The sequence below is a fragment of the Faecalimonas umbilicata genome, assembly GCF_004346095.1.
GTDB lineage: Bacteria > Bacillota > Clostridia > Lachnospirales > Lachnospiraceae > Faecalimonas > Faecalimonas umbilicata.
Window position 1 is genome coordinate 1 of sequence record NZ_SLZV01000028.1, and the last position, 24199, is coordinate 24199.

Consider the following 24199-nt stretch of genomic DNA (forward strand, 5'->3'; position numbering starts at 1 on the left):
ATTGCGGACTCTTCGGAGTCCGTTTTCTGCTTTTAGGCATAAAAAAGGGAGCTATTGCTCTATAGATGATTACTCATCTATTTTGCAACAGCCCCACTATTTGATTCCTGTTATTTTACGAAAATTCTACCATATTCTTATTGAAAACATTTCATAAAAGAAAGGGTAATAGCTATGTTGAAAGAACTAAGAGACAAAAAGATTTTACTCTCACTTAGAGAAGTAAGCGAACTGCTTGGTATTTCGTATGGGAAAGCACGCGTTTTTACATATGAACAAAACATGCAAGTTCGTATAGGTAAACGAATATTAATTCATAGAAAAAAGTTGGAAAAATGGATTGACGATCAAGTGAAATAGCAGGGGTACAGATTATGATTTGTCCTTGAATAAAAAGAAAAGATTTGATAATATATAACTAAATATAAATTTGTATCCTTGTTTCTAGTGAGGTTGATCAGAAATAAGGAGGATGTTTATATGGGTAAAAACTTAAAAGGGAAAAGTATAGGTCGTGGGATTTGTCAAAGAAAAGATGGACTGTATCAGGCAAAAATCTATTTGAAAATGACTCCAAAGCCAATCTACATTTATGATTCTAATCTCAATTCATTAAGAGCTAAAAAGAAACATCTTGAACAAGTTAAGTTGAAGGATTCATTATCAGCTCAATCATTATTTACATTAGATGAATGGTTTAATTACTGGATGGAAACTGTTTGTGCTGTAAAATTAAAAAACACAACGATTCGAAATTACCATAATAATTATAATCGAATCAAAGGTAGCATAGAAAAACTCAAATTAATTGACTTAACTCAGAGTCATATTCAAATGGCAACTAATGAGATTTCTAAAAAATATAAACCCTCCACTGTCAAAAGTTCCTTAAACGCATTAAGTGCTTGCTTGGAATACGCAGAAATGAATTTAATTATCTCAAACAATCCATGTAAGCGCGTTGTTATACGTTCTTGCAAAGAAAGGAATTTTACACCGAAAAAACAGGAGGAAGAAATGAAATACATTGCCAAAGATACGTTAGATCTCTTTTTTGAAGCAGCAAAAAAATCACGTTCACGTTTTTACTTTTACATTTTATTGCATACCGGTTTACGTGTTGGTGAATTATGCGCATTACAGTGGAAAGATATCGACTTCGTTAAGAAAGAACTTCATGTTTACAAAACGATAAACAAAATGCTATTTTGATGAACAGGGAGAACGACTTACGGAATCAATATCAAGTGTGCAAATCACAACACCGAAAAGAAATGCAAGCAATCGAATTGTTCCGTTGACAGATGGTGTCATAGAAGCATTTTTAAAATTAAAGGAACTTCAAGAAAATGATAAAATTAGAAATAAAGAATGGAGCTCAAAAAACGAGATCATCACAGAGTACCCTGGTTTAGTTTTAACTACAAAAAAGGGGAATTGTTTTCTGACAAGTTATGTCGAACAGGAGTGTAAAAGGCTTGTAGATAAAATAAACTCTAAGAAAGAACGTTCCGCAAAAGAAGAACATATAGTTTACGAGCCGCTCAAAATTCATCCACATATGTTTCGACATACATTCGTTACAAATTGCTATCAGCAGAAAATGGATACTAGAGTTTTAATAGATATTGTGGGACATTCAAATCCACAAATGACAAATCATTATACACACCCTGAAACCGAATTTATGCATAGAGAATTTAAAAAATACGAAGATTTGCTTTAAATTTTCCCTATGTAATAAATATTCAAAAATATTAAAAAAACATCTTTATACGCTAATAAACATACAAAAACCATGTATATTCATACGAAATACAAGTTCGCAAGTGGCAAAAGACATGGTATTAGACGTAAAAAGGGTGTAAAAAGGGTGTAGTAAGCGTTGACTAACATGTAAAAAAGCTTGAAATAGAGGGAAAAATGAACAAAACTATTACATTAACACCAATGATGCAGCAGTATATGGAGACGAAGAAACAATATTCTGACTGTATTTTATTTTACAGACTTGGTGACTTTTATGAAATGTTTTTTGACGATGCCATTACGGCGTCCAAGGAACTGGAAATTACACTGACCGGAAAAAACTGTGGATTAGAGGAGCGTGCGCCGATGTGCGGTGTTCCGTATCACTCTGTGGATAGTTATCTGAACCGGCTTGTGGAAAAGGGATATAAGGTTGCAATCTGTGAACAAGTAGAAGATCCGCAACAGGCGAAGGGCATTGTCAAGCGAGAAGTTGTGCGTGTTGTAACTGCAGGCACTAATATGAATGCGCAGGCACTCGATGAGACAAAGAATAATTATATCATGTGTATTGTATATATCGCCGATCGCTATGGACTGGCGGTGGCAGATGTGTCTACCGGGGATTATTTTGTGACAGAACTTGACAGTGGACGGAAGCTTTTGGATGAGATTCATAAATTTTCACCTTCTGAGATTATTTGCAATGAATCCTTCTATATGAGCGGACTTGATCTGGACGATTTGAGACATCGTCTTGGAATGATGATCTATTCGATCGATACGCATTTCTTTGATGATGAAATGTGTGCACGTATTTTAAAAGAACATTTTCATGCAGCTTCGCTGGAAGGCATGGGACTTGGAGATTATAACTGTGGTGTGATCGCAGCAGGAGCTCTTTTGAAATATCTCTATGAGACTCAGAAGACATCGCTTTCTCATATCACACATATTACAGGATATGCGACAGGGAGATATATGTTATTGGACAGCTCTTCCCGAAGAAACCTGGAGTTGTGTGAGACATTGCGTGAAAAACAAAAAAGAGGCTCTCTTTTATGGGTGCTGGATAAGACGAAAACGGCTATGGGCGCCAGAATGCTTAGAAGTTATATTGAACAGCCGCTGATTGACCGGCATGAGATTGAACAGAGGCTGGAGGCGGTAGAAGAATTAAAAGACAAAGCAATTTCTCGTGAGGAGATCCGTGAATATTTATCTCCGGTTTATGATCTGGAACGTCTGATCAGCCGTGTGACATATCAGTCTGCGAATCCAAGAGATTTGATTTCTTTCCGCAATTCTCTGGAAATGTTGCCGCATATCAAATACATTTTAACAGAAATGCACGGAGAACTTTTACAGCAGATTTGTGAAGAATTGGATACGTTGGAAGATCTTTATCAGCTTTTGAATGAATCCATCATGGAAGAACCCCCGCTTGCGATGAAAGAAGGCGGTATTATCAAAGATGGATATGATGCGGATGTGGATATGCTACGACAGGCAAAAACAGAAGGAAAGAACTGGCTTGCACAGCTGGAAGAGGAAGAGCGAGAGAAGACTGGCATTCGGAATTTGAAAGTGAAATATAACAAAGTATTTGGATACTATTTGGAAGTCACAAACGCTTACAAAGAACTGGTACCAGATTATTATACGAGAAAGCAGACACTTGCCAATGCGGAGCGTTTCATTACTCCAAGATTAAAAGAATTGGAAGATACAATCCTCGGTGCAGAAGACAAGCTGTATGCGCTTGAATATACTCTGTATTGTAAAGTGCGCGACCGAATTGCATCTGAAGTGCTTCGTGTCCAGAAAACAGCGAAGGCCGTCGCAAAAATTGATGTATTTACGTCTCTTGCTCTTGTGGCAGAGCGGAACAATTATGTCCGACCGAAGATCAACGAGAAAGGACTGATTGACATCAAGGGCGGCAGACACCCGGTTGTGGAGAAAATGACACCGGACAATATGTTTATCGCAAATGATACACTGTTGGATGATAAGAAAAATCGTGTTTCCATCATCACTGGTCCGAATATGGCAGGAAAATCTACATATATGCGCCAGTCTGCGCTGATTGTTTTGATGGCACAGATCGGGTCATTTGTTCCGGCAGACAGTGCCAATATCGGAATCTGTGACCGTATTTTTACGAGAGTCGGCGCATCAGATGACCTTGCGTCCGGACAGAGTACTTTTATGGTTGAAATGACCGAAGTTGCAAATATTCTTCGAAATGCTACAAGCAGCAGCCTGTTGATCTTAGATGAAATCGGACGGGGAACGAGTACGTTTGACGGATTGAGCATCGCATGGGCAGTTGTAGAACATATCAGTAATAAAAAACTACTTGGAGCTAAAACCTTGTTTGCGACACATTACCATGAACTGACGGAACTGGAAGGAAAGCTTGACAGCGTGAACAATTATTGTATTGCAGTCAAAGAGCAAGGAGATGATATTGTCTTCTTGAGAAAGATTGTAAAAGGTGGTGCGGATAAGAGTTATGGGATCCAGGTTGCAAAACTTGCGGGGGTACCGGAATCCGTCATTGCACGTGCAAAAGAAATTGTCGGAGAATTAAGTGAGGCAGATATTACGACAAAGGTGCGTGAGATTTCTGCGCAAGGAAGCGAGACGAAAGCACGCCAGAAAAAATATGATGAAGTAGATCTGGCACAAATCTCATTGTTTGATACGGTCAAGGATGACGATGTATTAGAAGAACTAAAAGAAATTGATGTGTCGAATCTGACGCCGATGGATGCTTTAAATACCATTTACCGGTTGCAGAATAAATTGAAGAACCGGTGGAAATAGTCGGAGAAAGGAGCAGATATGCCAAATATTCAAGTCTTAGATCAGGTTACGATCGATAAGATTGCGGCGGGAGAGGTGATCGAACGCCCGGCATCGATTGTAAAAGAACTGGTGGAAAATGCAATTGATGCGAAAGCCACTGCCATTACCGTGGAGATCAAAGACGGCGGAATCTCTCTGATCCGCATTGCAGACAATGGATGTGGAATTCCAAAGGAAGAAGTTCCGCTTGCCTTTTTAAGGCATTCGACAAGTAAAATACGCTCTGTGGAGGACTTGACTGGAATTGCTTCCCTTGGTTTTCGCGGAGAAGCGCTTTCGAGCATTGCGGCGATCGCGCAAGTGGAGCTTCGTACAAAGGTGAAGGAGGCAGATGCGGGTATACAGTACCGAATTGAAGGCGGATCAGAAAAATCATTGGAAGAAATCGGAATGCCAGATGGAACGACTTTTTTTGTCCGTCAGATTTTTTTCAACACGCCGGCACGGCGGAAGTTTCTGAAAACTCCGATGACAGAAGCAAGCCATGTCAGTGAATTGATCACGCGATTGGCGCTGTCTCATCCGGAAATCTCGTTTCAATTTCTCACAAACGGGCAGCCAAAACTTCACACATCCGGAAACGGCAGGCTGAAGGATGTTATTTACCATATTTATGGAAGGGATATTACCGGAAACCTGCTCGAAATCAATGCAAAGGCAAACGGAGTTGCAATCCGGGGATATATTGGAAAACCTCTGATTTCCAGAGGAAACAGAAATTATGAAAATTACTATATCAACGGAAGATATGTAAAGAGCAGCATAATTGCAAAAGCAATCGAAGATGCCTATAAGGGGTTTACGATGCAGCATAAGTATCCGTTTACTGTGTTACACTTCACGATAGACGGGACAGATCTGGATGTAAATGTCCATCCAACAAAAATGGAAGTCCGTTTTAGCAAACAACAGGAAGTGTATAATTTTATTTACAATACACTGAAGGATGCTTTGAGCGAAAAAGAATTGATTCCAAGGGTGGAATTATCGGTGGCGGAACCGGTTTCCCAAAAGAGTGCTTTCTTAGAAAAAGCGGTCTCGCCATCTGTTCCAGACGTTTTGCCGGACAAAAAAAATGAAAAAGTTTTTGTGGAGAAACTTCCGCAGGAAGCACGGTATGCAGAAGCTCCTTCTGAAGAGAAAAATCTAGATTATTTTATGAAGAAGATGCGGGAACGTGTCACTGCCTATCACAATCAGAGCTCTCAGGCAGAAGTGAAAGACCGAGGAGGGCTTTATAGAAATCAATTATCCACTGATAGGATCAAAGAGGCTGCGGCATACCGGGCAGAACAAAAAAAGCAATTCGGACAGTCTGAAAAAGTGCAGGAAAAAATATATAGAAAAGAAGAGAAAAGGGAAAACCTACAAGAAACGCCACAAGAAATCGCACGGTTGCAAACACCGAAAGAGGCGGAAGAGGATACACAACTAAATTTTTTTGATCAAAAGCTATTGTCAAAAGAAGCAAAACAGGAATATACTTTAGTAGGACAAGTGTTTGAAACATATTGGATTGTAGAATACCGAGATCAGATGTATATTATCGATCAACATGCCGCTCATGAACGTGTGCTGTATGAACGGACTTTGAAACGGATGAAGGAAAAGCAGTTCACTTCGCAGCGGATCAGTCCGCCAATCGTTCTGAATCTGTCGATGCAGGAGGAACAGCTTTTATCAGAACATATGGAAAATTTTACAAAGATTGGATTTGAGATCGAGCCTTTTGGAGGAGATTCCTATGCAGTCCGTGCAGTTCCAGACAATCTGTTCAGTATTGCAAAAAAAGATCTGCTGATCGAAATGTTAGACAGCCTGTCAGACAGTATTTCTACAAATCTTGCACCGGATATTGTTCTGGAGAAAATTGCTTCGATGTCGTGTAAGGCTGCGGTAAAAGGGAACTCCAGGCTTTCTGGCAGAGAAGTGGATGCGCTGATCGGAGAACTTTTAGAACTGGACAACCCATATCATTGTCCACATGGAAGACCAACGATCATTGCGATGACCAAACGCGAGCTGGAGAAAAAATTTAAAAGAATCGTATAGCATCTTATTTTGTAAAAATATTATAGTATAGGAAACAGGGGAAGGACAAATGATAAACTTTATAATCAGTGAAAATTTTTATTCTTTATTTGCAGGAATCGGTCTTATGGCAGCATTTTTGATGACTTGTGTCTGCATTACCAAATTTAACTATTTACTTCCAAAAGATGCCGGCAGAGATTTTGCCCATGATGGAAAGCTTTCTGCAGGAAAACCAAGAGGAGCCGGGATCATTTTTATTCTTGTATTTGCGGCAGCGGCACTACTGTTCTCGGAACTTTCTGTCGAGATCGTCATTTACATTGTGCTTGTCATTGCGGAGATGCTGACTGGCTATCTGGATGACGCCTCAGAAAAGCCGTGGAATGAGTATAAGAAAGGGTTACTCGATCTTTTGGTTGCTGTAGTGCTTTCGCTTACCTTTATGCACTACAATTCCAGCACGATTGAATTTGCAATTCCAGGAATCTCTGTGACAATTCCTCCGGTTGTATTTTGTCTGCTCTCGATCGTTTTGATCTGGGTGTCTATCAACGTGACAAACTGCTCTGATGGAGTAGACGGCCTTTCTGCTACGTTGACGATCATCACGTTAATCACACTTTATATTGTAAAAGGAATGAAAGGGACAACAGACAACTTCTCTTATTTGATCTTGCTGTTTGTAATCTGTTTGCTTGGGTATTTGTGGTACAATGCTGCTCCGAGCCATCTGATGATGGGGGATGCAGGATCCCGAGCGATGGGAATTTTTATTGCAATCGCAGCGTTAAAGACAGAAAGTCCATTTTTATATATTTTCGCTGCATTCGTGCTGATCGCAGATGGAGGAATCGGGATTGTCAAAGTAGCATTGCTTCGTTTCTTAAAGATCAAGATCTTAACAAATGTTCGAACTCCCCTGCATGATCATGTGCGAAAAGTGTGGGACTGGTCGAACACACAGACTGTTTTCCGGTTTGGAATCATTCAAATCGTAATTTCTGTGGCAACAATTTACATGCTTATGTTGTAATCAACAGGAGTAGATTATGAGGTGGCTATGATAGATACAGAAAAAAAACCATTGATCATATTGACCGGTCCGACTGCTGTCGGAAAAACGAAGGCATCGATCGGACTGGCAAAAGCAATCGGCGGAGAAATTATCTCCGCTGATTCTATGCAGGTTTACCGACATATGGATATCGGTTCTGCAAAAATTACAAAAGAAGAGATGGCGGATGTTCCACATTATCTGATTGACGTTCTGGAACCGGAAGAGGAATTTCATGTGGTACGGTTTCAACAGATGGCAAAGGCGGCAATGACAGATATTTATTCCAGAGGCAAAATACCAATTATTGTCGGTGGAACCGGATTTTACATCCAGGCACTTTTATATGACATTGATTTCACTGAAAATGAAGGAGACAGTGTATATCGAGAGAAGCTGGAGGCACTTGCAAAGGAAAAAGGAGCCGCATATCTCCATGGACAACTTGCCATGGTCGACCCGAAATCAGCAGAAGAAATCCATGCGAATAATATAAAGCGCGTGATCCGTGCACTGGAATTTTATCACCAGACAGGACAGAAGATTTCCGAACACAATGAGCGGGAAAGACAAAAAGAGTCTCCTTATCAGTTCTGTTACTTTGTTTTAAATGACCGACGAGAATGTCTATATGAACGGATTGACCAACGGGTGGATCAGATGATCCGAAACGGTCTTGTTCAGGAAGTACAGACGTTAAAAGAGAGAGGCTGTACAAAACAGATGGTCTCGATGCAGGGGCTTGGATATAAAGAAATCTTTTCGTATCTGGAGGGGGACTGTTCTCTTGAGGAGGCTGTCTATATTATTAAGCGGGATACAAGACACTTCGCAAAAAGACAGCTGACTTGGTTTAAGAGAGAGCGTGATGTAATCTGGGTTCAGAAAGATGAGTTGAATTATGATGACGAAAAATTATTACAAAATTTGCTAGAAAGTATCAAAGAAAGGATGAATCTTCCATGTTAGAAGAAAAACAGACAGTGGCTGCTATTTATGAGACACTGGGGATTTCCAGAGAAGTCTATGCATTTGGCAGTGAAATTGAAAAAACATTACAGGAGCGGTTTGAAGAAATTGATCAGACAGCAGAATATAATCAGTTGAAAGTGGTACAGGCGATGCAGGAATGCAGAGTCAGTGAAGGGTGCTTTAACTATGTAAGTGGATATGGATACAATGATCAGGGAAGGGATACGCTGGAGGAAGTCTATGCACATACATTCCATACAGAAGCGGCGCTTGTCCGTCCGCAGATTACTTGTGGAACGCATGCGCTTGCATTGACTTTAAGTGCAAATCTGAGACCAGGAGACGAATTGCTTTCCCCTGTCGGGAAACCATATGATACGCTGGAAGAAGTAATTGGAATCCGTCCATCCAAAGGTTCTCTTGCGGAATATGGAGTTACATACCGCCAGGTAGATCTGCTCTCAGATGGAACCTTTGATTATCCGGCAATCAAAGCTGCAATCAATGAGAAGACAAAACTGGTCACCATTCAGCGCTCCAAAGGGTATCAGACCCGCCCGAGTTTTTCAGTAAAACAGATCGGAGAGCTGATCGCATTTGTCAAGGGGATCAAACCAGATGTAATCTGTATGGTAGATAACTGTTATGGAGAGTTTGTGGAGCGGATGGAACCAAGTGATGTCGGCGCGGATCTGATGGTAGGATCTCTGATTAAAAATCCAGGGGGCGGACTTGCTCCGATCGGCGGATATGTTGTCGGAAAGCAGGAATATATTGATCAGTGTGCGTACCGCTTAACTTCTCCGGGACTTGGGAAAGAAGTAGGAGCTTCCCTTGGGGTGATGAAAGACTTTTATCAAGGATTTTTCCTTGCACCAACAGTTGTAAAAGGTGCTTTAAAGGGAGCTGTGTTTGCTGCCAATATTTATGAAAAACTTGGATTTTCAGTTGTTCCAAACGGAAGTGAGAGCAGACATGATATTATACAAGCTGTGACTCTTGGGACACCGGAAGGTGTGATCGCATTTTGTCAGGGAATTCAGGCAGCTGCCCCTGTAGACAGTTATGTCACACCTGAGCCATGGGCAATGCCTGGATATGACAGTGATGTGATCATGGCTGCCGGCGCTTTTGTGCAGGGATCTTCTATTGAATTGAGTGCTGACGGTCCGATCAAGCCACCATATGCAGTTTATTTCCAAGGGGGGCTTACATGGGAACATGCAAAATTTGGAATTTTAATGTCGCTTCAGAAAATGGTAGACAAAGGTCTTGTTACACTATAAGAAGCATATAAGGAAAAGAAAATCTGTCTCACAATCTGGAGAAACATCTGATTTCATAAAGAATTTAGGCAGATCTGGGGAGAGGATACTATGAAGAATGTAATTGTAGTCGGAGGAGGAGCCTCCGGGCTGATGGCTGCAATCTCGGCAGCAAAATCAGGAGCCAGTGTCTGCATTTTAGAACACAATGAGAAATTAGGAAAGAAAATTCTTGCCACTGGGAATGGACGGTGTAATTTTTCAAATCGTCTGCAGGAACCTTCTTGTTATAGAAGTAGCCAGAGAAATTTTCCATGGCAGGTGATCGAACAGTTTCCGGCAGAAAAGACCATTGCTTTTTTTGAAGAACTCGGCATCTGTACCAGAGACCGGGGCGGATACCTTTATCCGGGGTCTGATCAGGCAGCCTCTGTTTTGGAAGTACTTCAGATGGAGGTAGAGCGACTGCAGATACCGGTAGAATATGGTGTGCAGATTTGTGGGATTGTGAAGAAGAAAGAACAGTTTGAAATCCGCACCGCCACAAAGAGATACCATTGCCAAAAACTAATTCTTGCCACGGGGTCAAAAGCATCTCCGGTAACCGGATCTGATGGAAGTGGATATCAATACGCGAAGGATCTGGGGCATACGATTGCTCCGGTCCTCCCCGCGCTTGTGGCATTGCATGCAAAGGAAAATTTTTTTGCTGCGTTAGCTGGTGTCCGCATCCAGGGGAAAGTAACACTTTTCGTAGATGGAACAAAATGTGCAGAAGATACCGGGGAGCTTCAACTTACCAAATATGGAATTTCCGGCATTCCGGTATTTCAAGTAAGTCGTTACGCATCGGAAGGCCTTTACAGAAAAAAAGAGGTCATTGCAGTCTTGGATCTGGCACCGAATGTGACAGAAAAGGAGATGGACGATATCCTCAGACTTCGGATCCGGAGGCATCCGGAACGCAAAATGACAGAGTTTTTCACGGGCATGTACCACCAGAAATTTTCTCAAACTATTTTAAGGCTTAGCAAAATTGATAAAAAGAAAAGCTGCCAGGAACTATCCGAGCGGGAAATTATGATTTTATGTCGACTGTTAAAATCACTTCGCATTACGATCAAGGGCACAAATGATTTTGATCAGGCACAAATTTGTGCGGGCGGTGTCAGGACAGAGGAAGTTGATCCAAAAACAATGGAATCCCATTATGTATCGGGGTTGTATTTTGCGGGAGAGCTCCTCGATGTAGATGGGATTTGCGGAGGATATAACCTTCAGTGGGCATGGTCCAGTGGGTTTGTTGCAGGAAAATGTGCTGCGCAAAGCAGTATAGGAGAAAGGGAAAAAAGAATATGATTCAGATTAGCCAATTGAAATTGCCCTGCACACATACACAGCAGGAATTGAGAGAAAAGATTGAGAGAACACTTCGGATCCGTCCTGAGGAGCTGATAGAATATTCGATTGAAAAGCAATCAATTGACGCGCGCAAAAAACCACAGATATTTTATGTCTATACGATTCATGCTTCCGTTTTGCAGGAGAAAAAGGTGTTTAAAAAAGTTCACAGCAAAAATATCACCATCGTGGAAAAGAAAGTATATCAATTCCCGTTTCATGCGGAAAGCATACCGGCAGATCGACCGGTGATCATCGGAAGTGGACCTGCAGGACTGTTCTGTGCATACATGTTGGCAGAACATGGCTTTGCCCCAATACTTCTGGAGCGCGGCAAAGCAATAGAAGAGCGGAAGAAAGATGTAGATTCCTTTTGGGAGACGGGCAAACTGAATCCAGAATCCAATGTTCAGTTTGGAGAGGGAGGCGCCGGAACTTTTTCTGATGGTAAGCTAAATACACTTGTCAAAGATCCTTCCGGAAGAAATCGGAAAGTGTTAGAAATCTTTGTAAAAGAAGGTGCACCGGAGGAAATCTTATATGTAAATAAACCACATATTGGGACAGATCTTCTGATGAATGTTGTAAAGAATATGCGGAAGACGATCCAAAGCAACGGTGGAGAGGTTCGGTTTGAAAGCAAAGTGACTGAGCTTTGTATAACTGACGGAAAGATCTGTGGCGTTGTAATAAATAAAGAGCAATTTCTTCCTGCGAAATCGGTGATATTGGCAATTGGACACAGTGCGAGAGATACCTTTGAGATGCTTTGGGAAAAACAGATTTGCATGGAAGCAAAATCATTTGCTGTCGGTGTGCGCGTCGAACATCCACAGAAATTGATCAACTATGCACAATATCAGCTGGAACTGCCCAAAACACTTCCAGCGGCATCTTACAAGGTGACAGCACAACTTTCAAATGGAAGAGGTGTTTATTCCTTCTGTATGTGTCCAGGTGGTTATGTGGTCAATGCTTCATCGGAAGAAGGGCGACTTGCAGTAAACGGAATGAGCTACCATAGCAGAGCAGGAGAAAATGCAAACAGTGCCATTATCGTGACCGTGACACCAAAAGATTATGGCAGTGACCATCCACTAGCTGGAATGGAGTTTCAAAGGAAATTGGAAGAAAAGGCATTTCATCTGGCACAGGGCAAAATTCCTGTGCAGCGCTATGAAGATTTTTGTAAAAACCGGGCAACAGACAGTTTTGGAACGGTTCACCCTTCCATGAAAGGAAACTATGCGCCTGCCAATGTCAGAGAAATCCTGCCGGAGATTGTGGCAACATCTATCGAAGAAGGCATCCGTTGCTTTGATCAGAAACTACAAGGATTTGCTGACCCAGATGCACTCTTATCTGGCGTGGAAAGCAGAACATCTTCTCCGGTCAGAATTTCCAGGGATCCTTCTACTATGGAAGGAAGTGTAAAAGGGTTATATCCGTGTGGAGAAGGGGCCGGATATGCCGGTGGAATCACTTCCGCCGCAATGGATGGGATTCGTATGGCAGAAGCTGTGGCAGGTGAACTCAGATAGAAAGACAAACAATCTTCACAAAAAATTAATGTCTTTTCTATATACACTTTTTTTAAAGTATGATAAAATAAACAGAGTTTGTGAGAAGAAGAGGTGGAGTAAAGATGAAAGGACACGCAGGAAAAAACACGTGGGCACTTTTTTTACTGCTTTTGGCAGGAATTGTGCTTGGCGGGTTTATAGGTATGCTGGCAGAGGGAGTGCCGGCACTGAGCTGGCTGTCATATGGCCAGACATTTGGGTTTGACAATCCGATTGTGCTGAATCTCGGCTTATTAGTCATTACTTTCGGCCTGAATATCAAAATTACAATTGCAAGTATTCTTGGAGTTGTGATATCTATTATTATATACCGCTTATTATAGCATCTTTACTTGTAGCACAAGAGTCTAAAGAACACATGAATCAAAATTGTACCATAAGAGAAATTATATCAGAGGAACGTCCTTACGAGAAATGTGAACAGTATGGCGCAGGCAATCTGACCGATGTTGAATTGCTTGCGATTCTTCTGCGCACAGGGACAAAAGGGCACAGCGTGCTGGAACTGGCCAGAAAGATTTTGTATCCGGTTTATTGGCAGGATGGAATTTTAAATATTCATCACTGGACGATGGAACAACTGATGCAGATCAAAGGAATTGGAAAGATTAAAGCGATTCAGATTCTGTGCCTGTCGGAGCTTGCAAAGCGTCTCTCAAAAGCAGATGCGTACCAGGGACTTGATTTTCGGACTCCGTCCTCCATTGCTGAGTATTATATGGAGGATATGCGTCATCGTACGCAGGAGCATATGAAGCTTTTGATGTTAAATACAAAGGCAAAGCTTCTCGGTGAAACGACAATCTCAAAAGGGACGGTCAACGCGTCTTTATTGACTCCGCGGGAATTGTTCATTGAAGCACTGCAGAAAAATGCTGTTTCTATCATACTGCTTCATAATCACCCAAGCGGGGATCCGACACCAAGCCGAGAAGATCTTCTGATTACAAAAAGAATTAAAGAGGCAGGAAGTCTGATTGGAATTGAACTGTTAGACCATATTATTATTGGGAACAATTGTTATATCAGCTTTGCCGAACAAGAACTTATTTAGAGAGGAATCGATGTCGGTTGTCTAGAAATATATATGGTCTTGATCTTGGCAGTTATGAGATCAAAGTATATGATAAAAAACAAAAAACAATCTGGCGTGAAAAAAATGCGATTGCATTTGCGGATGAAAAGGAAATTTTTGCAGTCGGAGATGAGGCATATGAGATGTATGGGAAAACACCCGATCACATCCGCGTTGTATTTCCGATGAAGGAAGGCGTGATTTCCGGAATCACCGATATGCAATATTTATTACAAAATCTTCTAAAACGAGGGCACCAATTTGCTTATGGGTCCGAGTATGTGATTGCTGTTCCGACAGATGTAACGGAACTGGAAAAGCGGGCATTCTGCGACCTTGTCCTTCATTCAACTGCGAGAGCAAAATCGGTGCGAATCGTGGCACGCGGCATTGCAGATGCAGTTGGTGCCGGAATTGCCGTGGAGCGAGAACCAGGGATTTTTTTAGTTAATTTTGGGGCATCTACGATGGAATTGTCTGTGCTTTCCTATGGAGGAATCGTATTGAACCGCCTGCTTAAGATTGGTGGAATGCATTTAGACCGTGAGATCATCCAGCTGGTTAAAAATCGGTACCAAATATTAATCTCCGGGCGAACCGCAGAATTTCTTCGAAAAGAAGCAGGATTGTTTCCAAACAGGCAGGAATCTATTTATCAAGTTCCGTGCAAAAAATTAGGAACCGGCCTTCCAAAGTACAAGGAGATTCCCGGAACGTTAGTGAAAACGGCACTTCGGGAGCCTCTGTCAGACTGTGTGAAGGAAATGACGGCGCTTTTAAAAAGAACTCCTCCGGAAGTGCGACAGGCAATTGAGCAAAAAGGAATCTTTCTGACCGGTGGTATGGCATCGCTTTCAGGTCTTGACAGATATTTATCGCATGCCGGCGGATGGAAAGTGACTGTGGCAAATCAACCTGCAATTTGTGCAGTGAGAGGCCTTGAAAAAATCATACACAATAAAAATCTTCACAAACTGACTTATGAGATGTCAGTGGAAAATGACAGGTGGATACGATGAGAAAGAAAAAACAAAATAGTCTGGCAAGTAAATACTGGCTTTTAATCCTTTCAGGGGTATGTCTGCTTTTGATGGGAATTTCTCTGATTTCTGATAAAATCAATGGACCTTTGCGGATTTTTGCCAATTATACGGTTGTTCCGATGCAGAAAGGAATCAATCAAATAGGAATGTTTTTAACAGATATTACAGATAATTTTGAGACATTGCAGCTGACAAGAAAGGAAAAAGAAGCACTTCAGGAAAAGGTAGATGAACTGACGTTGGAAAACAAGATGCTCCAACAAGAAAAATACGAGTTAGAACGTCTTCAGGAACTGTATAAATTAGATTCTAATTATGCAGATTATGAAAAAGTGGGAGCTCATGTGATCGGGAAGGATCCGGGTAACTGGTTTAGTACCTTTACCATCGACAAAGGAAGTGATGATGGACTCGCAGTGGATATGAATGTAATTGCAGGATCTGGATTGGTTGGTATTATCACAGAAGTAGCCCCGGGATGGTCTCGTGTCCGTTCCATTATTGATGATTCCAGCAATATCAGTGCCATGACACTTTCGACACTGGATACTTGTATTGTCAAAGGTGATTTGAAGTTGATGAATGATGGCAAGATCAAGTTTGAACAATTAGAAAATAATAAGAATGAGATTGCGGTCGGAGAGGAAATTGTGACTTCTCATATCAGTGACAAATATCTCCAGGGAATTACAATTGGTGTTGTCAGTGATATTAAGGTAGATTCCAATAATCTGACACGATCCGGTTATCTCACTCCGGTTGTAGATTTCAAGCATCTTCATGAAGTGCTTGTCATTACTACTTTAAAAGAAGATGTAACGAAAGAGATAAAAGAAGTAAAGTAAGGAGTGGAGAACTGATGAAACGAAAAATAGTAACCGGATGTCTGATCTTCTTTTGTTTCCTGCTTCAGACAACCATCTTTCAGACACTTGCACTTGCTTCCATCGCACCGAACTTAATGATCATTCTTACAGCTTCATTCGGATTTATGCGAGGGAAAAAGTCGGGAATGTTTGTTGGATTTTTCTGTGGATTGTTCATGGATGTTTTTTCAGGAAATCTGATTGGATTTTATGCACTGCTCTATATGGTGATCGGATATCTCAACGGATTTTTTCGACGATTATTTTATGCAGAAGATATTAAACTTCCACTGATCCTGATTTCCGGAAGTGAATTTGTCTATGGGATGTTAATCTATCTTCTCCTGTTTTTACTTCGAAGCCGATTTGATTTCCCTTATTATCTCGGAAATGTCATTTTGCCTGAGTTGATCTATACTATACTTGTAACATTAATATTGTATCCGATCATTCTAACCTTGAATCGAAGATTGGAAGCAGAAGAAAAAAGGAGTGCTGGAAAATTTGTTTAATCGTATCAAAGAATGGATCATGGAAATTATAAAATCTCGTCTGTTCGTAACAGTGATTGCCTTTTGTGTTCTGTTTGCAATTTTGATCCAAAGAGTTTTTTATCTGCAGATTGTAAAAGGACAGTATTATCTGGATAATTATAAACTTCAGATTCGGAAAACAAGAGAAGTTCCCGGGACAAGAGGAAACATTTATGACCGGAATGGAGAATTGCTCGCCTACAATGAATTGGCATATTCTGTTACGATTGAGGACAACGGCGATTACTCTTCCATGACACTAAAAGAAAAAAATAAAATTGTAAATGAAACGGTCGAAGAAGTGATTGACATTGTAGAGTCAAACGGTGATACCGTTATCAGTGATTTTGGAATCATTTTAAATGCTTCAGGAAATTATGAATTTGCGGCACAAAATGAGACGTCCAAGCTTAGATTTCTTGCGGATATTTATGGTTATCAGACAATTGATGAACTGACAGACAAAGAGGAAAATGCCAGTGCCGATGACATTATAAATTATCTATGTGAAGATGAGCGTTATGGATATGGAATCGATCAATCTTCCATGGAAAAGTCTCGTATTTTAAAAATGGTCAACATCCGTTATGCCATCAGTCTCAACAGTTTCCAGAAATATATTCCGACAACCATCGCATCGAATGTCAGCGATGAGACGGTAGCTGAAATTATGGAAAACTCTGACAGACTGCAAGGAGTCAATATTGCAGAGGATTCTCTCAGACGTTATACCGACAGTAAATATTTTGCTTCGTTGATCGGATATACCGGTAAGATTTCCCAAGAAGAATACAATGAGAAAAAGGAAAGTTCCAAAGAATATACATTGACTGATATTGTTGGAAAATCCGGATTAGAACAGACCATGGATGAAGAACTGCAAGGAACAAAAGGAAAAGAAATTGTCTATGTGGACAGTGTCGGGAATGTAATTGAGACAGAGAAAAAAACTGATGCCGTTGCCGGGAACGATCTCTATCTGACAATTGATAAAAATCTTCAGGAGGCAACCTATCAGATCATTGAAGAAAAACTTGCCGGAATTCTCGTGTCACGCATTCAAAATATCATGAATTATGATCCGGCTTCCGCAGGAGACTCCAGCAAGATCATCATACCGATTGATGATGTTTATCATGCGCTATTTGCAAATGAAGTGATCGACACAAAACATTTTTCATCGACGGATGCAAAAGAGACAGAAAAAAAGGTGGCAGCTCTTGTCGCGGAAAAGAAAGCTTCCTGCATTGCGGAAGTTATGTCCCAACTACGGGATCCAGCGGCTGCTTCTTACAAATCACTTTCCAAAGAAATGCAGGCATATATGAATTATATTGCAGACGATCTTCTGATGGACCAGGCAGGAATCCTATCTTCCGATGCGATAGATACAAGCGATAAAACCTATATCGCATGGACAAAGGATGAAACCATCAGCCTTTACGAATATCTGAACTATGCGATATCCAAAAACTGGATAAATCTTTCAGGGATTCCGCAGGCAGAAACTGAGCAGGAGAAATATTCGGATCTCAATGAAATTTACGGACAGATTTTAACTTACCTCGAGCAAACGCTTCCTTCGGACAGCACATTCGAAAAGCTTGTTTATCGCTATATGATCAAAGTGAATGAACTGAAGGGAAAAGATATTTGCAGAATTTTATACGAACAGAATGTAATTTCCTTTGACGAAGGGCAATATCAGGGACTGGAAAGCGGTCAGATTGACCCATATAGTTTTCTTGTCGGAAAAATCAGTTCTCTTGAAATTACACCAGCCCAACTTGCACTGGAACCTTGTTCCGGTTCTGCAGTTGTGACCGATGTAAATACCGGGGAGGTGCTTGCATGTGTATCCTATCCGGGCTATGATAATAATAGGCTGGCCAATACAATGGATTCTGCTTACTATAATAAGCTTGCAAATGATCTCTCCAGTCCTTTTTATAATACTGCTACTCAGGAGCGGACTGCACCGGGATCTACGTATAAAATGTTGACATCCGTTGCAGCTTTGACAGAAGGAATCATTACACCATCTGATGGAGTTGTATGTGAAGGAATATTTGAGAAAGTATTTCCAAATCCAAAGTGCTGGATTTCGCCGGGAGCTCATGGTTGGCTTGACGTCACAGGCGCTCTTCAGCACTCTTGTAATATTTTCTATTATGAAATGGGATATGAGTTGGGAGTGACAGAATCAGGGGATAAAAAGGGAGAGGATGGAAAGCCTGCGAAAACGTATTCCAGTGATCTCGGTATTGAGAAACTGACAAAATATGCAGAGATGTTTGGGTTAAATGAAAAGTCCGGATTAGAAATTTCAGAATCGAAACCTCAGATTTCCGATACAGACTCCGTACTTTCTGCTATTGGTCAGGGAACAAACAACTATACGACAAGCCAGCTCGCACGCTATGTGACAGCTGTTGCAAACCGTGGAAAAGTCTTTCAGCTTTCCCTTCTCGACAAGACGGTGGATAAAAAGGGAAATGTTGTAAAAGACTATCAACCGGAACTGAGAAATGAAATTACCGAAGTTTCAGACAGCACCTGGAATGCAGTGCAACAGGGAATGGAAGATATGGTATCAACAACTGGAACATTTGATTCTCTCCGCCTGGAAGGTTTTCAGATGGCAGGCAAGACCGGTACGGCTCAGCAGAGTGAGACCCATCCGGATCATGCACTATTTGTCGGTTATGCCCCAAGCGAAAATCCGGAAATTGCCGTGAGCGTAAGAATTGCCAATGGCTATAATTCCAGTTACACAGCAGAAATTGGAAGAGATATTGTAAAATATAAATATCATCTTGGAGATACAGAAGATATCGTCACAGGAAGCGCCAGCATGCTTGGTGTTGCCGGTGCCGGAGATTAAAATACAAAAGACAAAAAAGAAATGAAATGGAGGAATTTTGTATGGGTGAAGTAATTGTAATCACATCTGGCAAAGGCGGTGTCGGAAAGACAACAACAACGGCGAATATCGGAGTCGGACTTGCACAGATGGGGAAAAAAGTGATTGTGATCGATACTGACTTAGGACTTCGCAATCTCGATGTTGTGCTAGGTCTTGAAAATCGGATTGTTTACAATCTGGTCGATGTCATTACGGGAAGCTGCAGGCTAAAACAGGCGCTGATCAAGGACAAGCGCTATCCGGAATTATACTTGCTTCCATCGGCACAGACAAAAGATAAGTCAGCGGTAACTCCGGAACAGATGAAAAAGCTGACAGCAGAACTAAAAGAATTGTTTGATTATGTTATCCTCGACTGTCCGGCAGGAATTGAACAAGGATTTCAAAATGCAATCGCGGGAGCGGACCGTGCAGTTGTCGTCACAACACCAGAAGTCTCCGCAATCCGTGATGCAGATCGAATCATTGGTCTTTTGGAGCAAGGAGGAATCGCCCAGTCCGAGCTGATCATCAATCGACTTAGAATGGATATGGTAAAAAGAGGAGAGATGATGTCCGTGGAAGATGTGACAGAAATCCTTGGAATACGCCTGATCGGTGTCATTCCTGATGATGAACAAGTTGTAATCGGTACAAATCAGGGAGAGCCTGTCATTAGTCTAAGTTCCAAAGCAGGCGCGGCATATAAAAATATTTGTAAAAGGCTGACTGGAGAAGAAGTCCCTTTCTTGAATTTTGAAAAGCAGGATGGATTGTTTTCAAGACTGACAAAAGTATTCAAAAAGTAACAGGGAGGGAATCAGATGCAGAAATTTGGATGGAAAAAGAAACGTACTTCGGTAACAATTGCAAAAGAACGACTGCGGTTGATCTTGTCGTCTGACCGCGTAAACAGTACTCCGGAATATATGGAACGGATCGCAGAGGAATTATTTCTGACCGTCTCAAAATATATCGAAATTACACCCGAAAACTTTACTGTTCAAATTACACAATCTGATATACATATTCTATTAGCAGGAGAGAAAAAGTGAAATTTTTAAAACGATATCATTTGAAAAATTTTAACTTCATACTGGTGACGTTTGTCACAGCACTTTCGATTATCGGAATCATGGCCGTTGGAAGTGCACAGAAATCTATGCAAGGTAAACAGATCTTCGGAGTGATCCTTGGTCTGCTTGTGATGCTTTTGTTTTCTATCATCGACTACAAATGGATCTTGCGGTTTTACTGGATTTTGTATGCTGTCAATCTGATTCTACTTCTGCTTGTTCATTTTTTTGGAGCAGAGGCAAACAACGCAGTCAGATGGCTTGATTTTGGATTTATCCGGTTTCAGCCTTCTGATCCAACAAAGATTCTGATGATTTTATTCTTTGCTCAATTTTTAACGAAACATAGAAAAAAATTAAATCATCCGGTCATGATCATGGAAGCGATTGCTTTGATCCTTCCCTCTTTGTATTTGATTTACAAGCAGCCGAACTTGTCTACCACCATTTGCCTTGCAGCGCTGTTTTGTGTCCTCTTGTATCTGGGTGGACTTAGCTATAAGTTTATCGGCACTGTGTTGGCGGTTGTGATTCCAGTCTGTCTGATCTTTTTAAGTCTTGTTGTACATTCCAATGTACCGTTCTTAAAAGACTATCAACGGCAGCGAATCCTTGCATGGCTGGAACCGCAGAAATATGCCTCTTCCACAGCATATCAACAGATGAATTCTATTATGGCAATCGGGTCTGGGCAACTGAAAGGGAAGGGGTATGACAACAATACAACAACATCTGTGAAAAACGGAAACTTTATTTCAGAGCCTCAGACAGATTTTATCTTCGCAATTATTGGGGAAGAACTTGGATTTATTGGATGCTGTATTGTAATTATTTTATTATTGTTAATTATTGTCCAATGTATTATAATCGGATTAAGAGCGCAGGATCTTGCAGGACAGATCATCTGCGGGGGGGTAGCCGCACTGATAGGAATACAGAGTTTTATCAACATCAGTGTGGCAACCGGAATTTTTCCGAACACAGGTATTTCATTGCCTTTTGTAAGCTATGGACTTTCTTCCATAGTCAGCCTGTTCAGCGGAATAGGGGTTGTATTAAATGTAGGATTACAACCGAAAAAATACCAATAGGAGAGTGAGCACACGATGAGAATAGGATTAATAGCACATGATGCTAAGAAGATGTTAATGCAGAATTTCTGTATTGCATACAGAGGAATTTTAAGTAAACATGAATTATATGCAACAGGAACAACAGGACGCCTGATAGAGGAAGTGACCAACCTTTCCATTCATAAATATCTGGCAGGTCCACTTGGAGGTTCTCAGCAGATGGGAGCACAGATCGATCAGAATCAAATAGATGCAGTGATTTTCCTAAGGGATCCTCTTGCTCCAAAATCCAATGAGCCAAATGTCAATGATGTTGTGCGCCTCTGTGATATGCATAACATTCCAATGGCGACCAATGTAGCAACTGCAGAAGTATTAATCTTAGCGATCGACAGAGGAGATTTAGAGTGGCGTGAGATGTACAGATAGAAGAAAGAGATTTTTCTTTGGAAGTTTTCTTTTGATTGGTATGTTTCTCATAGCAGGATGCGCAAAAAAAGAATCCATCATTGCCACCTATGAGAAATCAGAATACAATCGGGATTTATATCGTGCAGATTTGTATGCAGAAAATCTCTGTGTGGCGGTGGAAAATATCGAACTTCCAGGTTATACGACAGACCAGCAATTACATGCTGCCGGACTGTTTGGTGTAAATCAGGAACAGGTGCTCTATGCACAGAATCTTCATAACAAACTTTATCCGGCAAGCACAACAAAGGTATTGACTGCTTATGTTGCTTTGAAATATGGAAATCTGTCAGATATTGTGACTGTGAGCCGACGTGCAGTGACCTTTGATGTGGATGCCTCTGTCTGTGGACTGCAAGAAAATGACCAGATTACGATGGAAGCACTCCTCTATGGATTATTACTTCATTCCGGAAATGATAATGCCATTGCAATTGCAGAGCATATTTCTGGCAGTGTGGAAGCTTTTGTAGAGTTAATGAATGAAGAGGCGAGAAAACTCGGCGCAACAAACACACACTTTACAAATCCACATGGATTGCATGAAGCAGATCATTATACTACAGCATATGATCTGTATTTGATTTTTAATGAATGTATGAAAAATGAGACATTTTTGACGATGATTTCACAGTCATCCTATGCTGCAACAGTACAGAATCCTACTTCTGGAACAAGACAGCTGACATGGACACCGTCCCATTTTTATGCGCAAGGTCTCGCAATTCCTCCACAGAATGCAGTGATTGTAGGTGGAAAGACAGGAACAGAAGATTTGGCAGGATCCTGCCTGATTCTTTTAGAAAAGGACCTTTCAGGAAATCCTTATATTTCTATCGTAATGGGAGCACCTGACAAAACGGTTCTTTATAATGATATGACTTCGCTGATTTCAGCGATTCCGGCTTCTTAGTGTGCCGCTGCATGTCTGATGCGGCAGCACACTTTTTAAAATTTAAATATACACAGTTACATGTACAAATATTCCATGTGCTGTTAAGACTCTGAGATCTCGTTGATTCGTCCAAAGAGACTGATCAAGTAAAGGCCACAAAGACCGATGACTGTGTAGATGATACGTGACAGCCACGACAAATCTCCTAACAGAAAAGCAACGAGGTCGAATTTAAAAATACCAACAAGCAACCAGTTAACAGCACCTATGATTACAAGTGTCAATGCTGTATTATCAAACCATTTCATGTGAATTCCTCCTTTTTTAAGATAATAATAGAATTGCCATGAAATGAGAATTTATACGTTAAAGGAAAAACTATGGAAACACAAAGTTACTATAATAAATATTCTGAATACTTAAAGAAAAAATATGGAACAAAGGTTTATAAACTTCCCATCAATCTTCCGATCACTTGTCCAAACAGGATCAATGGCGGTGGCTGCACCTTCTGTGCGGAAGTCGGCACCGGATTTGAAAGCCTTTCCAATCAAAAAACTGTCACACAGCAGTTGAACGAAAATAAAACATTTATTTCTAAAAAGTATAAGGCAGAGAAATTTATTGCCTATTTTCAAAATTATACAAATACCTTTATGCCGCTTTCTGATTTTCAAAATTATATGAAAGAAGCTGCCAGCCAAAGGGATATTGTAGAAATTTCTATTTCTACAAGGCCGGACTGTATCCGTAAAGATTATATGGAAGTATTGAAACAGATCAAGGAAACTTATTCTGTGGAAATTACGTTGGAATTAGGATTGCAGACGGTCAATTATCATACACTGGATGACATTCAGAGAGGTCATGGTCTTGCGGAATATTTAGATGCGGTCCGCTGTATTCAGATGTATGATTTTACGATCTGCACCCATGTGATTTTAAATCTTCCGGGAGATACGCGAAGAGATGCTATTGAAACTGCAAAAATCTTATCTGCCCTTCGCATACCGATTGTAAAGATTCATTCTCTTTATATTGCAAAAAATACTTTGTTGTGCAATGCGTATGAAAATGGTACAATAGCGGTGTGCTCAAAAGAAGAATACTTACAGAGACTTGCTGATTTCTTAGAATATCTTTCACCTGACATTGTAGTAGAAAGACTGTTCAGCAGGGTTCCGGAAGAAGATGCTGTATTTTCCAACTGGGGAACTAGCTGGTGGAAGCTTCAGGAAGAATTTGAGCAGGAAATGCAGAGACGAAACAGCAGACAGGGCATACGATGCAGCTACCTAAATGGTGCTGCACTTCAGAAATTATAGTAGGA

General features: G+C 40.9%; 23 protein-coding genes. 22 read left to right on the forward strand and 1 reads right to left on the reverse strand.

The genetic code is table 11. The annotated features are described in order from the left end of the window. Positions 1 to 174: 174 nt before the first annotated feature. The 21 genes from EDD74_RS15710 (at position 175) to EDD74_RS12090 (ending at position 22887) form a co-directional block, all read left to right on the forward strand. Complete coding sequence (locus EDD74_RS15710; protein ID WP_116442213.1) at positions 175 to 360, forward strand: helix-turn-helix domain-containing protein; 186 nt, start codon at positions 175 to 177, stop codon at positions 358 to 360. Positions 361 to 480: 120 nt separating this feature from the next. Continuing rightward, on the forward strand, positions 481 to 1212 hold the full coding sequence (locus EDD74_RS15500) for a tyrosine-type recombinase/integrase (RefSeq protein WP_116442214.1): 732 nt from the start codon (positions 481 to 483) through the stop codon (positions 1210 to 1212). A 37-nt stretch (positions 1213 to 1249) separates the two neighbouring features. Then, positions 1250 to 1726, forward strand: a complete 477-nt coding sequence (locus EDD74_RS15505; RefSeq protein ID WP_165851615.1) for a tyrosine-type recombinase/integrase — start codon at positions 1250 to 1252, stop codon at positions 1724 to 1726. A 197-nt stretch (positions 1727 to 1923) separates the two neighbouring features. After that, on the forward strand, positions 1924 to 4581 hold the full coding sequence (gene mutS / locus EDD74_RS12005; protein WP_116442216.1) for a DNA mismatch repair protein MutS: 2658 nt from the start codon (positions 1924 to 1926) through the stop codon (positions 4579 to 4581). A gap of 18 nt (positions 4582 to 4599) precedes the next feature. Next, a complete protein-coding gene (gene mutL / locus EDD74_RS12010) occupies positions 4600 to 6675 on the forward strand; it encodes a DNA mismatch repair endonuclease MutL (RefSeq protein WP_116442217.1) in 2076 nt (691 codons plus the stop codon). Positions 6676 to 6724: 49 nt separating this feature from the next. Further along, entirely contained in the window at positions 6725 to 7690 is a 966-nt protein-coding gene (locus EDD74_RS12015) for an MraY family glycosyltransferase (protein WP_009261844.1), read from the forward strand. A 27-nt stretch (positions 7691 to 7717) separates the two neighbouring features. Beyond that, on the forward strand, positions 7718 to 8680 hold the full coding sequence (miaA, locus tag EDD74_RS12020; protein WP_116442218.1) for a tRNA (adenosine(37)-N6)-dimethylallyltransferase MiaA: 963 nt from the start codon (positions 7718 to 7720) through the stop codon (positions 8678 to 8680). Beyond that, positions 8674 to 9969, forward strand: a complete 1296-nt coding sequence (locus tag EDD74_RS12025) for a methionine gamma-lyase family protein (RefSeq protein WP_008975736.1) — start codon at positions 8674 to 8676, stop codon at positions 9967 to 9969. Before miaA ends, EDD74_RS12025 begins: the two co-directional genes overlap by 7 nt. 90 nt (positions 9970 to 10059) lie before the next feature. Then, a complete protein-coding gene (locus EDD74_RS12030) occupies positions 10060 to 11307 on the forward strand; it encodes a BaiN/RdsA family NAD(P)/FAD-dependent oxidoreductase (protein ID WP_016440499.1) in 1248 nt (415 codons plus the stop codon). Continuing rightward, a complete protein-coding gene (locus tag EDD74_RS12035) occupies positions 11304 to 12890 on the forward strand; it encodes an NAD(P)/FAD-dependent oxidoreductase (protein ID WP_116442219.1) in 1587 nt (528 codons plus the stop codon). Before EDD74_RS12030 ends, EDD74_RS12035 begins: the two co-directional genes overlap by 4 nt. Positions 12891 to 12994: 104 nt before the next feature. Continuing rightward, positions 12995 to 13255 (forward strand): DUF4321 domain-containing protein, encoded by a 261-nt coding sequence (locus EDD74_RS12040; RefSeq protein WP_009261847.1) that lies wholly within the window; start codon positions 12995 to 12997, stop codon positions 13253 to 13255. 35 nt (positions 13256 to 13290) lie between these two features. Further along, the gene (gene radC / locus EDD74_RS12045; RefSeq protein WP_008975732.1) at positions 13291 to 13986 is read left to right on the forward strand and encodes a RadC family protein; all 696 of its coding nucleotides are present in this window, start codon (positions 13291 to 13293) and stop codon (positions 13984 to 13986) included. Between the two features lie 17 nt (positions 13987 to 14003). Next, a complete protein-coding gene (locus EDD74_RS12050; protein WP_016438952.1) occupies positions 14004 to 15026 on the forward strand; it encodes a rod shape-determining protein in 1023 nt (340 codons plus the stop codon). Further along, the gene (gene mreC, locus EDD74_RS12055) at positions 15023 to 15895 is read left to right on the forward strand and encodes a rod shape-determining protein MreC (RefSeq protein ID WP_116442220.1); all 873 of its coding nucleotides are present in this window, start codon (positions 15023 to 15025) and stop codon (positions 15893 to 15895) included. Before EDD74_RS12050 ends, mreC begins: the two co-directional genes overlap by 4 nt. Before the next feature lie 14 nt (positions 15896 to 15909). Further along, positions 15910 to 16428, forward strand: a complete 519-nt coding sequence (gene mreD / locus EDD74_RS12060) for a rod shape-determining protein MreD (RefSeq protein ID WP_008975729.1) — start codon at positions 15910 to 15912, stop codon at positions 16426 to 16428. Beyond that, complete coding sequence (locus EDD74_RS12065) at positions 16421 to 19333, forward strand: penicillin-binding transpeptidase domain-containing protein (protein ID WP_116442221.1); 2913 nt, start codon at positions 16421 to 16423, stop codon at positions 19331 to 19333. The genes mreD and EDD74_RS12065 overlap by 8 nt, the downstream gene beginning before the upstream one ends. 41 nt (positions 19334 to 19374) lie before the next feature. Then, positions 19375 to 20163, forward strand: coding sequence for a septum site-determining protein MinD (gene minD, locus EDD74_RS12070; protein ID WP_008975726.1), 789 nt, complete (start codon positions 19375 to 19377; stop codon positions 20161 to 20163). Between the two features lie 15 nt (positions 20164 to 20178). Beyond that, the gene (gene minE, locus EDD74_RS12075) at positions 20179 to 20409 is read left to right on the forward strand and encodes a cell division topological specificity factor MinE (RefSeq protein WP_116442222.1); all 231 of its coding nucleotides are present in this window, start codon (positions 20179 to 20181) and stop codon (positions 20407 to 20409) included. Continuing rightward, on the forward strand, positions 20406 to 21521 hold the full coding sequence (locus EDD74_RS12080) for an FtsW/RodA/SpoVE family cell cycle protein (RefSeq protein ID WP_116442223.1): 1116 nt from the start codon (positions 20406 to 20408) through the stop codon (positions 21519 to 21521). The genes minE and EDD74_RS12080 overlap by 4 nt, the downstream gene beginning before the upstream one ends. A gap of 15 nt (positions 21522 to 21536) precedes the next feature. Then, positions 21537 to 21932: a methylglyoxal synthase gene (locus EDD74_RS12085; protein ID WP_008975723.1), complete on the forward strand. Its 396-nt coding sequence runs from the start codon at positions 21537 to 21539 to the stop codon at positions 21930 to 21932. After that, positions 21916 to 22887, forward strand: coding sequence for a D-alanyl-D-alanine carboxypeptidase family protein (locus tag EDD74_RS12090; RefSeq protein ID WP_116442224.1), 972 nt, complete (start codon positions 21916 to 21918; stop codon positions 22885 to 22887). Before EDD74_RS12085 ends, EDD74_RS12090 begins: the two co-directional genes overlap by 17 nt. Positions 22888 to 22970: 83 nt before the next feature. Here the strand turns inward: EDD74_RS12090 and EDD74_RS12095 are convergent, their stop codons facing one another. Further along, the gene (locus EDD74_RS12095; protein ID WP_008975721.1) at positions 22971 to 23177 is read right to left on the reverse strand and encodes a DUF378 domain-containing protein; all 207 of its coding nucleotides are present in this window, start codon (positions 23175 to 23177) and stop codon (positions 22971 to 22973) included. A gap of 72 nt (positions 23178 to 23249) precedes the next feature. Here EDD74_RS12095 and mnmL point away from each other — a divergent pair, with 72 nt between their 5' ends. After that, complete coding sequence (gene mnmL, locus EDD74_RS12100) at positions 23250 to 24194, forward strand: tRNA modification radical SAM protein MnmL/YtqA (protein WP_116442225.1); 945 nt, start codon at positions 23250 to 23252, stop codon at positions 24192 to 24194. Positions 24195 to 24199 lie beyond the last annotated feature (5 nt).

What these genes read in the sequence shown, in the direction of transcription:
- mreD (WP_008975729.1), top strand. Translation starts at nt 15,910, where the DNA reads ATGAAACGAAAAATAGTAACCGGATGTCTGATCTTCTTTTGTTTCCTG.
- minE (WP_116442222.1), top strand. Translation starts at nt 20,179, where the DNA reads ATGCAGAAATTTGGATGGAAAAAGAAACGTACTTCGGTAACAATTGCA.
- minD (WP_008975726.1), top strand. Translation starts at nt 19,375, where the DNA reads ATGGGTGAAGTAATTGTAATCACATCTGGCAAAGGCGGTGTCGGAAAG.
- EDD74_RS12085 (WP_008975723.1), top strand. Translation starts at nt 21,537, where the DNA reads ATGAGAATAGGATTAATAGCACATGATGCTAAGAAGATGTTAATGCAG.
- mutL (WP_116442217.1), top strand. Translation starts at nt 4,600, where the DNA reads ATGCCAAATATTCAAGTCTTAGATCAGGTTACGATCGATAAGATTGCG.
- radC (WP_008975732.1), top strand. Translation starts at nt 13,291, where the DNA reads ATGAATCAAAATTGTACCATAAGAGAAATTATATCAGAGGAACGTCCT.
- EDD74_RS12030 (WP_016440499.1), top strand. Translation starts at nt 10,060, where the DNA reads ATGAAGAATGTAATTGTAGTCGGAGGAGGAGCCTCCGGGCTGATGGCT.
- EDD74_RS12095 (WP_008975721.1), bottom strand. Translation starts at nt 23,177, where the DNA reads ATGAAATGGTTTGATAATACAGCATTGACACTTGTAATCATAGGTGCT.
- EDD74_RS12025 (WP_008975736.1), top strand. Translation starts at nt 8,674, where the DNA reads ATGTTAGAAGAAAAACAGACAGTGGCTGCTATTTATGAGACACTGGGG.
- miaA (WP_116442218.1), top strand. Translation starts at nt 7,718, where the DNA reads ATGATAGATACAGAAAAAAAACCATTGATCATATTGACCGGTCCGACT.
- EDD74_RS15500 (WP_116442214.1), top strand. Translation starts at nt 481, where the DNA reads ATGGGTAAAAACTTAAAAGGGAAAAGTATAGGTCGTGGGATTTGTCAA.
- EDD74_RS12040 (WP_009261847.1), top strand. Translation starts at nt 12,995, where the DNA reads ATGAAAGGACACGCAGGAAAAAACACGTGGGCACTTTTTTTACTGCTT.
- mutS (WP_116442216.1), top strand. Translation starts at nt 1,924, where the DNA reads ATGAACAAAACTATTACATTAACACCAATGATGCAGCAGTATATGGAG.
- EDD74_RS12035 (WP_116442219.1), top strand. Translation starts at nt 11,304, where the DNA reads ATGATTCAGATTAGCCAATTGAAATTGCCCTGCACACATACACAGCAG.
- mreC (WP_116442220.1), top strand. Translation starts at nt 15,023, where the DNA reads ATGAGAAAGAAAAAACAAAATAGTCTGGCAAGTAAATACTGGCTTTTA.
- mnmL (WP_116442225.1), top strand. Translation starts at nt 23,250, where the DNA reads ATGGAAACACAAAGTTACTATAATAAATATTCTGAATACTTAAAGAAA.
- EDD74_RS12015 (WP_009261844.1), top strand. Translation starts at nt 6,725, where the DNA reads ATGATAAACTTTATAATCAGTGAAAATTTTTATTCTTTATTTGCAGGA.
- EDD74_RS15710 (WP_116442213.1), top strand. Translation starts at nt 175, where the DNA reads ATGTTGAAAGAACTAAGAGACAAAAAGATTTTACTCTCACTTAGAGAA.